Below are 14,425 nucleotides of genomic sequence, written 5' to 3'. Positions count from 1 at the left end.
CCAGTATTATGAACGCTCGCCGCGGCGGCGGTAGGTGTCGAGCACGACGGCGGCAACGATCACCAGGCCCGTAACGATGCGTTTCACGGGTTCGGACACGCCCACTTGCGCCAGGCCCGCTTCCAGCACGGAAATGATCAACACGCCGATAAACGTGCTGATGACGGAACCGCGCCCGCCCATCAGGCTCGTGCCGCCGATCACGACGGCGGCGATCACTTGCAACTCCATGCCCACGCCGCCATTCGGGTCGGCCGCTTCCAGGCGTGACACCTGGAACAGGGCGCCCACGCCGGCCAGAAAGCCCATCAAGGCAAACACCAGTACTTTCGACGGTTTTGTATTGATGCCGGACAAACGCACGGCTTCTTCATTCGTGCCGATGCCGATCCAGTGGCGTCCCAGCACCGTGCGCGTGAGTACCAGGTGGCCGATGACGACGATGGCGATCGAGGCGATGAAGGCGGGCGACAGGCCAAACGCGATGGGCGAGCTGATGCCGTCCACGGCGCTGCCGATGTATTCCGTGCGCGAGTTCGTCACTTGATACGCCATGCCGCGCGCCATTTCCAGCACGCCCAAGGACACGATGAACGAGGGAATGCGCCAGCCGACGGAAATCAGGCCCGTCGTGGCGCCGCACAGGGCGGCGACGAACATGCCCAGCAGGGCCGCGCTCCACACGGGCCAGCCCCAGTGCACGACGGCCAGCGACAGCACGGAAGCGGCCAGCGCCATCACGGAACCGACGGACAGGTCGATGCCGCCGATGATCAGCACGAACGTCATGCCGACGGCCATCACGACCAGGGTCGGGATGTTGTTCGACAGGGTACTCAAGGTCGCCAAAGTAAAAAAGTTTTCGCTGGCAAACGAGAACAGCACGCACATGGCCAGCAAGGCGCCGATCAGGCCCGCATAGTTTTTCAGGTCGGCCAGGCTGCGCTGCAGATACGAAGGAGAGGAGTTGGAGGTCATGGGAATCTTTCCGGCGGATCAGGCCGCAGCTGGAGTGGAGTTGGGGGTCAAATAGCCGGAGAAGGCGGCCGACAGCAGCGCGTCCTGGCTCCAGGCGCCGCGCTCGAAGGTGTCGACGATGCTGCCCGCGCTCATGACGGCGATGCGGTCGCAGATCAGCATCAGTTCGCGCAAATCGCTCGACACGATGACGAGGCCCTTGCCCTGGCGTGCCTGTTCGGCCAGCACCTGATAAATATCAAACTTGGCGCCGATATCGATGCCGCGCGTGGGCTCGTCGAACAGCATCACGGGGCAGTCGCGGTACAGCCAGCGGGCGATCACCACCTTTTGCTGGTTGCCGCCGGACAACTCCGCCACCGTTTGCGCGCTGTTGCGCGAGCGGATGCCCAGGCGCTGAATGTAATCGTCGGCCACCGTCGCTTCGGCCGCGTCGTTGAGCCAGCCGGCGCCACTGACGGTATCGAGCGAAGCCAGGGTCGTGTTGACGGCGATGGACTGGCGCAACAACAAACCTTGTCCCTTGCGGTCTTCCGTGATCATGGCGATGCCCGCTTTCACGGCTGCCTGCGGCGAGTGCAAGGCGGCGGGTATTTCGCTGTCGCCGAGGAACACGTCGCCGGCGTCGGCGCGGTCGGCGCCGAAGATCAGGCGCAGCAATTCCGTGCGGCCCGAGCCGATCAGGCCGGCAATGCCGAGGATTTCGCCGGCGCGCAAGTCAAACGAGGTCGGATTGACCACCTTGCCGCGCGCCAGGCCCCGCACGCGCAGCAGCGGCGCGCCGATGGTCCGCCCGCTCAGGTCGACGGCGTCGTCGGCCGAACGGCCCACCATCAGGCTGACCAGGTCGGCGGCGGAATGGCCCGCGATGTCGTCGTCGCACACCAGCTGGCCGTCGCGCAGCACGGCGATGCGGTCGGCCACGCGCTTGAGTTCTTCCAGGCGGTGGGAAATATAGATGATGCACACGCCGTCGGCTTTCAGGCGTTCGATCTGCAGGAACAGCAATTCCACTTCGCGGTGCGTCAGCATGGCCGTCGGCTCATCTAACACCAGCAGGCGGCAGGCGCCGATCAGGTTGCGCGCGATTTCGATCATTTGCTGGTGGCCGATGCCCAGTTCGCCGACCAGGGTCCACGGGTCGAGGCCGCCCAGGCCCACTTTCTCCATCTGTTCGCGCGCATCGCGCTCGAGACGGGTGCGGTCGATGAAGCCGAAGCGCTGCGGCAAATTTTTCAAATACAGGTTTTCCGCGATCGACAGGGTGGGAATCAAATTCAATTCCTGCATCACCATGCGGATGCCCAACGCCTCGGCGGCGCCGCGCGAGGCGGGCTGGTAGGGCTTGCCGTCAAGCAGCATCGTGCCCGTGGTGGCTTGCTCCAGGCCGCAGATGATCTTCGACAGGGTACTCTTGCCCGCGCCGTTCTCTCCCGTCAGCGCCAGCACCTGGCCAGGGGCGAAGCGCAAGCCCACGCCACCCAGCACGGGGCCGACATAGGACTTACCGATGTTGTCCAGGGTCAATAGAGGGATGGCGGCTGATGGCGCCGGGGGGATGTCGTTAGGCATGATAAAACTCCGCGGAAAAAGGCGGCGGGGCCGGCGCCGCAGTCTCAGGCAGAGACGCGGACGCTGGCCCCGGCGGGATCAGACGATCAGGACTTGGCGCCCTTGGCGACCAGTTCGACCTTGGTTTCGATGACGCCGCCGAGATCGGCCTGTTTCTTCTTCTGCGCCAGGGCTTTCAGCACGGTCTCGATGCCGAACACGGCTTGCTGCGAACCGAACTGGTCGGCGGTGGCCAGCACGCGGCCATCGGCCAGCATCGGCTTGATGGCGTTGATGTTGTCGTAGCCGACGACGAGCACTTTGCCCGTCTTGCCGGCCGCCTTGATGGCGGACACGGCGCCGATGGCCATGTTGTCGTTACCGCACAGCAAGGCCTTGATATTCGGGTTGGCATTCAGCATGGCGGCCGCCACCGTATTGGCGGGGGCGATTTCCCACTGGCCCGACTGTACGCTGACCACTTTCGCACCGGCCGCGCTCATGGCGTCCTGGAAGCCCAGGGTGCGCTGCTGCGCGTTGTAGGTAGTCGACACGCCTTCGATGATGCCGACGGGGTCGCCCTTCTTGATCTGCTTGGCCAGGAAGTCGCCGACGACCTTGGCGCCCTTGCGGTTGTCCGGACCGACGAAGGGCACGGTGATGCCCTTCTCTTTCAGGGCGCCATCGTCGAGCTTGTTGTCGATATTGACGACGATGATGCCCGCGTCGATGGCTTTTTTCAGCACCGGCACCAGCGCCTTCGAGTCGGCCGGGGCAATCACCAGCGCGTTGACGCGCGAGACGATCATTTGCTCGACCAGCTTGATCTGGCTCGACGTATCCGTTTCATCCTTGATGCCGTTCGACAGCAGGTCGTACTTGGCGGCATTGGCCTTCTGATGCGCCTTGGCGCCATTTTCCATGGTCAGGAAAAATTCATTAGCGAGCGACTTCATCACCAATGCCACCTTTGGTTTGGCTGGCGTCTGCGCCATCGCCGGCACGGCGGGCAAGGCACACGCGAGGACAGCGGCGGCAATCATTTTCAGGCGAATACGGGATGTCATGGGCGTCTCCAGAGTGGTTGGTCAAGCACGTGTACTGCATGCTTTTTAGGAAATTCGTTGCGCGCAAACGTTTGCGCGAAGCGAATAGTGCCTCAATGCCCCATATCAGTGCAAGCAAAACTGTATGTGCGGTGCAGCAAAAAGGGCACGCCCAGAGGGAAACGGGCAGGCCGGTATGATCAGCCTGCCGAGGGGAAATACGCGCAAGTCAGGACTTTGTTACGGCCCACTGCACGGCCAGCACGCTGGCCAGCACCAGCAGCAAGCCCAGCATCGACCAGCCCGTCATGGCTTGCCCCAGCAAGGCCCAGCCCAGGACGACGGCCATCAGGGGACTGAGCAGTCCCAGCGAGGAGACGGCCACGGGCGACAGGCGGCTGATGCCGCGAAACCACAAGGCATACGCGAGCAGGGCGCCTGCCAGGCACAGGTAGGCGTAAGCCAATACTTGCTGCACGGACAGTGCCGGCAACGGCGCGTCGGCCAGCCAGGCGACGGGCGCCAGCATCAGGCCGCCGAGCAGCAATTGCCAGCCCGTCAGCGCCAGCACGGGCAAGTCCGGCTTCCAGCGCCGCGTCAGGTAGGTGCCGGCCGCCATGCAGGCCGTGCCGCCCAGCGCGGCCGCGATGCCGACGGGTTCCCACACGGTGCGCGGCGACAACAGCAACACGCCCATGCCGGCCACGCCCAGCACGCTGGCACCCAGTGCCAGGCGGGCCGGACGGCGCCCTTCCACGCCCCAGGCCAGGCCCATCACCAAGAGCGGCTGGATGGCGCCCACCACGGCCGCCAAGCCGCCCGGCAAACGGTAGGCGGCCACGAACAGCAGGGCCTGGAACACGCCGATATTCAGCGCGGAAAGAATCAGCACGCGGCCCCAGTCGCGCCGCGCGGGCAGGCGCCGCATGATCAGCAGCAACAGCAGGCCGGCCGGCAGCACGCGAATCAGGGCCGCCGTGTAGGGCCGGTGCGGCGGCAGCAGTTCGGACGTGACGATGTAGGTGGAACCCCAGATCAGGGGCGCCAGCGCCGTGAGCACGATATCGCCCCAGGCGGGACGGAGAATGGAGGTGGACATGAACTATCTCGACGTTAAGATAATTCCAGTGTGGGCGCGAACTATCTTGATGTCAAGATAAATTGGCGGACGCGCCGCTGCGGGCGGGCGTAAAAAAACCCGGCACGGCCGGGCTTCGGGAATGAGGCAAGGCGGCAAGCTGCGCCACCTGCCGGATGCTTAATCGCGCACGCGCCGCAGGGTTGTCACCCGCATGCCGCCCATGCTGATCTGCGCCGTGCTGCCATCATCGCTGACGATAATGTCCATGGCCGCTTCGCCCGCGCCTTCCGGCGCGATCGTCACGGTATTGCCGTTGGTGGTGAAGGTGGCCTTGGTCGAGGTTCCGTTATTGATCACGCTGTCGCGTGTAAATTCCAGGACATTGCCCATCGCCGCCTGCCATTTCCCCATCGCCGGGTGACCGCCAAAGCTGAACACGCTTTTCAGCTTGTCCAGCAGGCCCGCGCCCTGCACGGCCGGCGATCTGCCCATCGCAGCGGCCACGCCCCCCAGGCTCATCTGCTCTTGATCGATGACTTGCCATCGCTTGTCGACCAGCGCCAGCGGCAGCCGTACTTCCAGGTCGCCATCCGGCAAGCGTTGCAGGATCAGCGCGCGGTCCGGCGATTTGGCGAACCACGCCGCCTCATCGGTCAGCGTCAGGGTAGCCTTGGCCATCGCCACTTGCTGTGCGCCCAGGTCGCGCACCTGATCGTAGCCGCTGACCTTGGCCACTTTCACGCCCGTGGCCACGCACAGCTTGTCGCCGCGCAAGGCTGCCTTGCCCGGCGCGGCCAGCGCGTAGACAAATTGCGATTGCGCAACCCAACCGCCGCTGCCTTGTTCCACGGGGGCGGCGTACAGTCCGCTACGCACGAGGATATCCAGCCATTGCCGAGTGGAACTGTCGTACGAGGCCACGCGGATCTCTTCCTTCTGGTACGGCAAGTTGCTCAAGCAGAGCAACTTGTCGCGTGCCGCCTCGTCGGCCGCCAGGTGGGCATCGATGGCGCGGCTGAAACTGTTGGCCGAGGCCGCCTCTGGCGCCAGCAGCCACGCCAGGGCGCCGCCTGCCACGATGAGCACCGCCAGCGCGCTGCCGGCGATGATGACGTGGCGCCGCTTCACGCGGGACAGCGCCGGCGCCGCGGCCGGTGCCGGTGCCGGTGCCGGTGCCGGCGCGGCGTTCACGGCCTTGCCGCATTCATCGCAGAAGCGCGCGTCGGGCGTATGGGCGGTGCCGCATTGGGTGCAGAAGTGAGCCATGGTCAGCCTTATTTGAGTTTATGCGCGCATTCGCCGCAGAACACGTCATCGGACGCAACCGGTGCCTTGCAGCTGGGGCAGTGCAGATTCTCAGCTGCCGCTGCCGGGGCGGCGGGAGCGGCGGGTGCCGCCGCCTGCTCGGCCAAGGCACGCGCGCGTTCGCGCGCTTCTTCGGCTTTCTTCTTGACCGTAGCCAGGCCGTCGTTCAGGCTCGCTTCCGACGCGCTGAAATCGACGTTGCGCGTGGCGTTCAGGTAAATGATGCATACGCCCTTGGTAAAGATCAAACTTGGCACCACGGCCGCGGCCGCCATCAGCAAGCCGCCGCCCAGGCCGGCAGCGATGATGTAGCCGGAACCGCCGCCCAGGCCCGAGGCCAGGGAATACATGTTCAGCTGGCTACCCAGGCCGAGTATGGTGGCCGACATGCCCGTCGTCAGCGACACGCCCGTGCCGACGACGCCAAAGATCAGCAGCGTCACAAACGCGGTGATCAGGAACAGCAGCACTTCCAGCAGGATCACCGACACCAGCTTGGTGCGCACGATCTGGTTCAGGCGGGCAATGATCTGGAACACGGTGGCGCCCGACCAGGCGGCAGGGCCGGCCAGCGGCAGCATCACGTAAAACAACGCAAACACCAGCACGCCCAGCACGATGGCCGAGAGCGGGAAGACCACCGTGTACAGCACGGGGCCCAGCACGGGAATCTTGCAGACGAACAAGATAATGGCGATGGCGATCATGGCCGCCAGCACGATCAAAAATTCAAGGAAGACCACCGCGATCAGGCGGTGGCTTGTGACCAGCGAAACGAGCACGGCATCAACCAGACTCATGCCAGGCTGGCCTTGCGCGTCGCGCATCAGCATGATGCCCACGGCGTTGGAACCGTAAAACATCACGAGGAAGGCCATCAGGCCGCCCAGGAAGACCAGCACGACACTTTTCATGCTGCCGGCGAGCACGGTCAGCACGCCGCCGACGAGCACGGCGCCGATGAAGGTCAGGGCCAGCAGGGCAATCGCGCGGAAGTTCCTGATGGCGTCGGTCGCTTCGATCAGCGAGCCCACGGCGGAGGAAAAGGGAAGAGGTTTTGCTGCTTCAGTGGAAATGGTCATGTCTAGCCTGGATGGGGGTAAATCGGGGAACGGAACGGCCGGCATGGCCGCCCCGTGGTAATCAATGTCAGTAAGCGCGGGCCAGCTGCAGGTCGGACGCGGGCGCCTGGCGCTGGACGATCTGCAGCTTGACGTCCTGGCCGCCGACGCGCTTGCTATTCAGGTACAGGGCCGTGCGCACCGGGTAAATGCCCTGCGGCACGCCTTCCGGCATGGGAATCGAGAAGCCGCCCTTGTAGGCGCCGCTGCCGTTATTGCTGCTGACCACCTTGCGCACCGTCTTGATCAAGTCGCCATTCGGCTTGTACAGGCTCAATTCCTCTTCCACCAGCGGGTTCGGATCGCGCGTGCCGGCCGCCACTTCGATATACGAATTGGTCTGCGCCTTCTGGCCCGGACGCACGGAGGATGGCGTAAAGCCCGTCTCGTATTTCACCAGGGTCGACTGCTCGGGCAGCTTGCCCTTGTTGGCCACCTTGTAGTCGGTCTGCACCTGCTGCGCCGTCTTGACTTGCTGGCTTTGATAATTCAGGGCCACGCAGGCGAGCGCGCCCAGGCTGGCGCCCAGGGCCGCGCCGCGCACCGTGTTGTTGCCGCCGCCCAGCAAGCCGCCGACGACGGCGCCAATGCCGGCCAGCATGGCCGTGTTGCATTCGCCGCTGGCCGCTTCCGTGCCGGCGGTATTGGTGCCGGTGGCGCCAGGGCCGCCCGGCGCGGCACAGCCGGCCAGCATCGAGGACACGACCAGCAGCGCCACCATGGGCTTGGCAATTTGTTTCATTTTTTTCACGTTATTCTCCAGGAAGATCAAAATAAGGGGAAGGCCAGCCGCGCGGCTTACTCGATCTGGATTTGCGACAGCGCCTTGTCTTGCGCTTCCTTCGCCTTGCGCTTGATGTCCTGCGCATGGCGGTTGCCCGTATCCATGCGCAACACGGCATTCGCGTTGGCGATGGCGCAGTCGTATTTGCGCTGGCTCATGCAATGGCTCGCTTCCGACAGGCTCTCCGTGATCACGCTTTCCAGGCCGGTAGTCTGTTTGACAGGCGCCGGTGGCGGCGGTGCCGCCTTGACGGGCTTGGCGGGTTTTTCCACGACAGGTGCCGGTGCCGGCGCAGGAGCCGGTGCCGGCGCAGGTGCAGGAGCTGCCGCTGGCACTGGCTCAGGCTCAGGCTCGGCAGCAGGTGTCGCGGCCAGGTCGGCCGACGTGCCGCCATCGAGCGCAGGGTCGCTGATGGCCAGCGGCTGCTCGGCGGCAACCGTCTCCTCGGCAGGAACCGTCGGTGCGGGGACTGGCGCGGGCACGGCAGGCTTGCCTGACAGGTAATAGTATCCCCCTGCCGCACCCACTACCACTACTGCCGCGACGGCCGCGGCGATCAATTTCATGCGGCTGCCAGCCGGCTGGCTGTCCGCCGGCACATCGGGCGAGGGTGACGTTTCTGCTGCCGCTGCTGTCGCGGGGATGGGGTCGGCACGGCGCTTTTCCAGCACGGGCGGCGGCGCAGGTGGCGCGACCGGTTCCGCCACCGGTGCCGGGACAGGCTCAGGCACGGGTTCAATGACAGGCTCAATCATCGGCTCGATAACCGACTCGATAACCGGCTCCGGCAGCGGCGGCGGCACCGCTGCGGCAAGGGGTGCCACGGCAAAGCTGAACGCGCACTTGGGGCAGAACCTGGCATCGGGCTTGCAATCATGGCCGCACTGGCCGCAGGATTTGCCTGGTACCGGGGCGGCGGCAGGGGCAATAGCAAACGTGGTGCCGCAGGAGGAACAGAATTTGGCGCCCGGCTTATTCTCGGCCTGGCAGGAAAGGCATTTCAATTGGCATCTCTTTTCATATCAACGCAGGGAGTCGCGTACGCTGGCGATTGCCAGAAAGGCAGCTTTGTTGCCGTACGGCTAAATATCCGACGAGTATATTTTCAAACACCAAGTTGCCACAAGGGAAAATTGCCTTTTGCTCTATTCAATTTTTAAATATTGGTAAAAATTATGCCGCCATGGCGGGCCATGCCTCATGTTGGTGCGCAAATAACAAAAAACCCGGCAACGCAGGGCGCGTTGCCGGGTTTTCAGGCTATGCCCGAGGGCCGAAGACCGTTTACTTGCGTCCGCCCCGTGCCGGCGCGGCATGGCCGCCCTTGGCGGGCGGCTTGCCGCCACGGCCCATCGGCACGGCGGCCGGCTTGGCCTTGGTCTTGATCGTCGACAAGATTGACGGACGCACTTTCGACTCGACCGCCGTCGCCTTCGGCGCCGCGGCCGTGCCGCCCAGGGCGATACGGTTCTTGCCCGGCGTGACCTTGAACTTGTCCGGCGTGCCGGCGCCATGCGTCTGGCGGCTGCGTTCGCCGGCGGCCAGGCCGCCCGACTCGGACGACGTCCAGGCGGGGATCAAATGCTTGTCGCCATTGCCGATCAAGTCGCCTCGGCCCATGTTGACCAGCGCTTCGCGCAAAATCGGCCAGTTGGCCGGGTCCTGGTAGCGCAGGAACGCTTTATGGGTGCGGCGGATCTTGCCGCTGCGGGCCGTTTCCACCACTTCCGAGTCTGCCGTGACCTTGCGCAAAGGATTCTTGCGCGTGTGATACATGGTCGTCGCCATCGCCATCGGCGTGGGCATGAAGGTTTGCACCTGGTCCAGCTTGAAATTGTTTTTCTTCAGCCACAGGGCCAGGTTCAGCATGTCCGTGTCCGTCGTACCCGGATGGGCGGCGATGAAGTACGGGATCAAATACTGCTTCTTGCCCGCTTCCAGCGAGAAACGGTCGAACATTTCCTTGAATTCGTCATACGCGCCGATGCCAGGCTTCATCATCTTCGATAACGTCCCCTCTTCCGTGTGCTCGGGCGCGATCTTCAGCAAGCCGCCCACGTGGTGCGTCACCAGCTCTTTGACGTACTCGGGCGAACGCACGGCCAGATCGTAGCGCAGGCCCGAGCTGATCAAGACTTTCTTGATGCCGGGAATGGCGCGCGCCTTGCGGTACAGGGAAATAAGCTTGCTGTGGTCCGTGCCCAGGTTCACGCAGATGGACGGATACACGCAGGACAGGCGGCGGCACGACACTTCGATCTCTTTTTCCTTGCAGGCCAGGCGGTACATATTCGCCGTCGGACCGCCCATATCGGAAATGGTGCCCGTAAAGCCTTTGGTTTTATCGCGGATATGCTCGATTTCGCGCAGGATCGACGGTTCCGAACGGCTCTGGATGATGCGTCCTTCATGCTCCGTGATCGAGCAGAAGGTGCAGCCGCCGAAGCAGCCGCGCATGATGTTGACGGAAAAGCGGATCATTTCCCACGCGGGGATGTGCGCCTTGCCATAGCTCGGATGCGGGGCGCGCGCGTAGTTCATGTCGTACACGCCATCCATCTCGTCCATGGCCAGCGGCAGCGGCGGCGGGTTGAGCCACACGTCGCGTTCGCCGTGCGCCTGCACCATGGCGCGCGCATTGCCGGGATTCGATTCCAGGTGGAACACGCGCGAAGCGTGTGCATACATGACAGGGTCATCCTTGACGACATCGTAGGCGGGCAGGCGCACCACCGTCTTGTCGTGCTTTTCCTTGGCCATGGCCAGGCGCTCTTCGCGGCTCATGATGCGGATCGGCTTGATGACTTCGGCCGATTTCGACGCATTTTCCGTGGCGCAGGCGGTCTTGTCTTCCTGCACCATTTCGTAGGGGCTGTAGTGCGGATCGATCTTGCCGGGCACGTCGACGCGGGTGGAATTGTGCACGCCCCAGTCGTCGCCGGGCAGCCAGCCGGCCGGCACCATGAAGGCCGTGCCGCGCAAGTCGCGGATATCCTTGATGTTTTCGCCGGCGGCCAGACGGTGGGTCAGGTCGACCAGCGCGCGCTCGGCATTGCCGAAAATCAACAAATCGGCCTTGGAATCGGGCAAGACGGAACGGCGGACCTTGTCCGACCAGTAATCGTAATGGGCGATGCGGCGCAAGGACGCCTCGATGCTGCCGATAACGATGGGCACGTCGGAATACGCTTCGCGCGCGCGCTGGGCGTACACGGTGACGGCGCGGTCCGGGCGTTTATTTGGTTCGGCATTGGCCGTGTAGGCGTCGTCGGAGCGGATCTTGCGGTCGGCCGTGTACTGGTTGACCATGGAATCCATGTTGCCGGCGGTAATGCCGTAGTACAAACGCGGCTTGCCGAGGATACGGAAGGCGTCGGCCGACAGCCAGTCGGGCTGGCTGATGATGCCGACGCGGTAACCTTGCGCTTCGAGCAGGCGGCCGACCAGGGCCATGCCGAAGCTCGGATGGTCGATGTAGGCGTCGCCCGTGACGAGGATGACGTCGCACTGGTCCCAGCCCAGCGCGTCCATCTCGGCACGCGACATCGGCAGGAAAGGCGCCACGGCAGCGCGGGCAGACCGCTTGGGAACGGTCGCAAATAAATTGGTAGGGGAGCTCATAGGGTACGGATTGTACCGGAATTGGCCATTTCCAACCTGACGGCCTGCTTTTTACTGTTGGATTTCAGTACAAAAAACGTTTAATTTTCAAACACTTGGGGAAAGAAGGCTCTTGGGGTCAGACCCTTCGGGGGTCTGACCCCAGCTTTTCCCCGGGTTACATCAGATCCCCATATTTGCCAAAATCTCGCCAAGTTCGCGCAGCGCTGGCTCCAGTTTCGGATGCTTGACGGCAAACTTGGCCGACAATTCCTGGCTGCGCTCGGCCAGTCCATACGTGGTCGACTCTTCTTCCTGTTCCTGCGCGGCGCGCTTTTCCATCAGCAACTTGATGTCGACATCGAGTTTTTGCAGCAAACCATGCAGTTCTTCATCGACGGGGCCGCTGCTTGCGAGGGTCGAATGCAGTTGTTGCAGCGATTCCTTGAGTTTGCTATCCATGTTTTTTCCTGTCAGTCAGTAAATTGCGTGTCCAGGAACAATTGTTCCACCTTGCTCCTGGCCCACGGGGTCTTGCGCAAAAACTTCAGGCTCGACTTGATGCTGGGATCGCTGATGAAGCAATTGATATCGATATGCTTGGCCAGGCCGTCCCAGCCGTAGTGGGCGTGCAGGCGCGTCACGATACCTTCCAGGGTAATGCCATTCAAATCTTGCTGACTCATATACTCTTTCGACTGCCTTGGTTACGTCTTCATTTACATCTTACTCAATTCTACGCCGCCGGCACAGAAAGCTTGCGTGCGCCAGGTCAACGCAACGCAAGCTTCTGATGAGAACGGCTTACTTCGCGTTCAAGCCGCGGCGTTCCAGCAGCGGTTCCACGGTAGCATCGCGGCCGCGGAAGTCGCGGAACAGCTGCAGCGCATCGACGCTGCCGCCGCGCGACAGCAATTTGCTGCGGAACCAGTCGCCATTCTTGCGCGTCAGGCCGCCGTTTTCCTTGAACCAGTTGACCGATTCCGCGTCCAGCTTTTCCGACCACAGGTAGGCGTAATACGCCGCCGAGTAGCCGCCCGAGAAGCTGTGCGAGAAATACGCGGTGCGGTAGCGCGGCGGCACGGGCGCGTAATCGACGCCCGCATCTTTCAGCGATGCCGCTTCAAAGGCCAGCACGTCCGTCGGAATCTGGCTCGGCGCCAACTGGTGCCAGCGCTGGTCCAGCAGGGCCGCCGACAGGTATTCCGTCGTCATGAAGCCCTGGTTGAATTTCTTCGCCGCAGTGACCTTGTCGAGCAATTCCTGCGGCATGGCCGCACCGCTCTGGTAGTGCTTGGCATAGTTTTGCAGCACTTCCGGCCAGACGGCCCACATTTCATTGACTTGCGATGGATACTCGACGAAGTCGCTCGGCACGCTGGTGCCGGCAAAGCGCGGATATTTCACGTTCGAAAACATGCCGTGCAGCGCATGGCCGAATTCGTGGAACATGGTCGTCACTTCATCGAACGTCAGCAAGGTCGGCTGGCCGGCGGGCGGCTTCGGAATGTTCAATTGGTTGGCGACGACGGGATGCGTGCCCATCAAGGACGATTGCGACACATATTCATTCATCCACGCGCCGCCATGCTTGTTGCCGCGCGCATAGAAATCGGCAATGAACAGGGCCAGCGGCTTGCCGTTGGCATCCAGAACGTCGTAGACGCGCACGTCCGGGTTGTACACCGGCAAGTCCTTCCGTTCCTTGAAGCTGATGCCATACAGTTTATTGGCGGCAAAGAAGACGCCGTTGTTCAGCACGCTATTCAGTTCCAGGTACGGTTTCAGCTCGTTTTCATCGAAATTGAAACGCTGCTTGCGCAGCTTGTCCGTGTAGATGGCCCAGTCGGCCGCCGCCACCTGGAAACCGCCTTTTTCCGCATCGACCACTTGCTGCAGGTCGGCCGCTTCGCGGCGCGCGTTGGCGACGGCCGGTTTCGCCAGTTCCGACAGCAGGGTGTTGACGGCCGTGGTGGTCTTGGCCGTCTGGTCTTCCAGCGAATACGCGGCGTAGTTGGCGTAACCGAGCAAAGTCGCCCGTTCGGCGCGCAGTTTGGCCAGCTTCAGCACGATGGCGCGGTTGTCGAACTCGCCGCCCTGGCTGCCGCGGTTCAGCGACGCATCCATCAGGCGCTGACGCGTCTTGCGATCCGTCAATACGGCCAATGGCGGCTGGCCGCTGGTGTTCACCAGGGCAATGACGAACTTGCCCGTCAAGCCCCGTTCCTTGGCTGCCGTGGCGGCCGTATCGATATCGCTGTCCGTCATGCCCGCCAGTTCGGCACGCGTGTCGACGATGATGCTCTTGGCATTCGTTTCCTTCAGCACGTTTTGCGCGAAGGCCGTTTCCAGGCCCGCCTGCTCGGCGTTATAGGCTTTCAGTTTTTCCTTGTCCGCATCGGACAGCTTGGCGCCGGCGCGCACGAAATCCGTGTGATAGCGCTCGAGCAGGCGCAGGGATTCCGCATCGAGGCCCAGCTTGTCGCGCTTGGCATACAGGGTGTCGATGCGGGTAAACAATTTCGGGTTCAGGGTGATGGCATCGCCATGCGCGGCCAGTTTCGGCGACACGTCCACTTCCACCGCTTCCAGCACGCTGTTCGTGTTGGTCGACGTCATGTTGCTGAAGATGCTTTGTACGCGGTGCAGCAGCTGTCCCGTGCGCTCCAGGGCCACGATGGTGTTCTCGAACGTGGCCGGCTGGCGGTTGCTGGCGATCGCGTTGACTTCGGCCAGCTGGCGCTTCATGCCTTCGGCAAACGCCGGCGCGTAGTGTTCATCCTTGATCAGGCCGAATTGCGGCATCTGGAACGGCAGCGGGCTCGCTTTGAGCAGGGGATTCTGGGCGCTGACGGCGGCGGCAGGCGCGGATTTTGCGGTGGCGGCAGCCATGGCGGATGGAACGGCGTGGGCCAGCATGACGCTGGCGGCGATGACGAGCAGTTGTGGACGGATCATG

Annotated in this window: 12 protein-coding genes and 1 pseudogene; all 13 read right to left on the bottom strand. The window is 63.2% G+C overall.

The window, feature by feature from the left end; genetic code table 11:
* Positions 1-6 precede the first annotated feature (6 nt).
* Complete coding sequence (locus AC07X6_RS14225; RefSeq protein WP_070312235.1) at positions 7-978, bottom strand: ABC transporter permease; 972 nt, start codon at positions 976-978, stop codon at positions 7-9.
* Between the two features lie 18 nt (positions 979-996).
* Positions 997-2,550: a sugar ABC transporter ATP-binding protein gene (locus tag AC07X6_RS14220; RefSeq protein ID WP_494791380.1), complete on the bottom strand. Its 1,554-nt coding sequence runs from the start codon at positions 2,548-2,550 to the stop codon at positions 997-999.
* An 86-nt stretch (positions 2,551-2,636) separates the two neighbouring features.
* A complete protein-coding gene (locus AC07X6_RS14215) occupies positions 2,637-3,596 on the bottom strand; it encodes a sugar ABC transporter substrate-binding protein (RefSeq protein ID WP_442908099.1) in 960 nt (319 codons plus the stop codon).
* Positions 3,597-3,804: 208 nt separating this feature from the next.
* Positions 3,805-4,674 carry an EamA family transporter gene (locus AC07X6_RS14210; protein ID WP_494791379.1) on the bottom strand — a complete coding sequence of 290 codons (870 nt, stop codon included), beginning with the start codon at positions 4,672-4,674 and terminating at the stop codon, positions 3,805-3,807.
* Positions 4,675-4,833: 159 nt separating this feature from the next.
* On the bottom strand, positions 4,834-5,922 hold the full coding sequence (locus AC07X6_RS14205; protein ID WP_494791378.1) for a zinc-ribbon domain-containing protein: 1,089 nt from the start codon (positions 5,920-5,922) through the stop codon (positions 4,834-4,836).
* An 8-nt stretch (positions 5,923-5,930) separates the two neighbouring features.
* A complete protein-coding gene (locus AC07X6_RS14200; protein WP_230541998.1) occupies positions 5,931-7,043 on the bottom strand; it encodes a zinc ribbon domain-containing protein in 1,113 nt (370 codons plus the stop codon).
* 67 nt (positions 7,044-7,110) lie between these two features.
* Entirely contained in the window at positions 7,111-7,833 is a 723-nt protein-coding gene (locus tag AC07X6_RS14195) for a hypothetical protein (protein ID WP_268994046.1), read from the bottom strand.
* Between the two features lie 47 nt (positions 7,834-7,880).
* A complete protein-coding gene (locus AC07X6_RS14190) occupies positions 7,881-8,597 on the bottom strand; it encodes a hypothetical protein (RefSeq protein ID WP_494791450.1) in 717 nt (238 codons plus the stop codon).
* A 168-nt stretch (positions 8,598-8,765) separates the two neighbouring features.
* Positions 8,766-8,870 (bottom strand): annotated as a pseudogene (locus AC07X6_RS14185) (zinc-ribbon domain-containing protein); the annotation flags it as partial.
* Positions 8,871-9,150: 280 nt separating this feature from the next.
* Entirely contained in the window at positions 9,151-11,412 is a 2,262-nt protein-coding gene (locus AC07X6_RS14180; RefSeq protein ID WP_442908101.1) for a YgiQ family radical SAM protein, read from the bottom strand.
* Positions 11,413-11,649: 237 nt separating this feature from the next.
* Positions 11,650-11,928 carry a DUF4404 family protein gene (locus AC07X6_RS14175; RefSeq protein WP_070219601.1) on the bottom strand — a complete coding sequence of 93 codons (279 nt, stop codon included), beginning with the start codon at positions 11,926-11,928 and terminating at the stop codon, positions 11,650-11,652.
* Between the two features lie 11 nt (positions 11,929-11,939).
* Entirely contained in the window at positions 11,940-12,152 is a 213-nt protein-coding gene (locus AC07X6_RS14170) for a VF530 family protein (protein ID WP_070219603.1), read from the bottom strand.
* Positions 12,153-12,270: 118 nt separating this feature from the next.
* A complete protein-coding gene (locus tag AC07X6_RS14165; protein WP_494791377.1) occupies positions 12,271-14,424 on the bottom strand; it encodes a M3 family metallopeptidase in 2,154 nt (717 codons plus the stop codon).
* Between the last annotated feature and the right edge of the window lies 1 nt (position 14,425).

Source organism: Janthinobacterium sp. GW460-12-1-14-LB5 (genome assembly GCF_059423585.1).
The sequence above is the reverse complement of the archived record's forward strand: the minus strand, read 5'-3'. Positions and strand labels throughout refer to the sequence as shown.

Bases quoted from the DNA above. Each gene is read 5' to 3' on its own strand.
- AC07X6_RS14225 (WP_070312235.1), bottom strand. From the start codon at position 978: ATGACCTCCAACTCCTCTCCTTCGTATCTGCAGCGCAGCCTGGCCGAC.
- AC07X6_RS14220 (WP_494791380.1), bottom strand. From the start codon at position 2,550: ATGCCTAACGACATCCCCCCGGCGCCATCAGCCGCCATCCCTCTATTG.
- AC07X6_RS14215 (WP_442908099.1), bottom strand. From the start codon at position 3,596: ATGACATCCCGTATTCGCCTGAAAATGATTGCCGCCGCTGTCCTCGCG.
- AC07X6_RS14210 (WP_494791379.1), bottom strand. From the start codon at position 4,674: ATGTCCACCTCCATTCTCCGTCCCGCCTGGGGCGATATCGTGCTCACG.
- AC07X6_RS14205 (WP_494791378.1), bottom strand. From the start codon at position 5,922: ATGGCTCACTTCTGCACCCAATGCGGCACCGCCCATACGCCCGACGCG.
- AC07X6_RS14200 (WP_230541998.1), bottom strand. From the start codon at position 7,043: ATGACCATTTCCACTGAAGCAGCAAAACCTCTTCCCTTTTCCTCCGCC.
- AC07X6_RS14180 (WP_442908101.1), bottom strand. From the start codon at position 11,412: ATGTCGCGTGCCGAGATGGACGCGCTGGGCTGGGACCAGTGCGACGTC.
- AC07X6_RS14175 (WP_070219601.1), bottom strand. From the start codon at position 11,928: ATGGATAGCAAACTCAAGGAATCGCTGCAACAACTGCATTCGACCCTC.
- AC07X6_RS14170 (WP_070219603.1), bottom strand. From the start codon at position 12,152: ATGAGTCAGCAAGATTTGAATGGCATTACCCTGGAAGGTATCGTGACG.
- AC07X6_RS14165 (WP_494791377.1), bottom strand. From the start codon at position 14,424: ATGATCCGTCCACAACTGCTCGTCATCGCCGCCAGCGTCATGCTGGCC.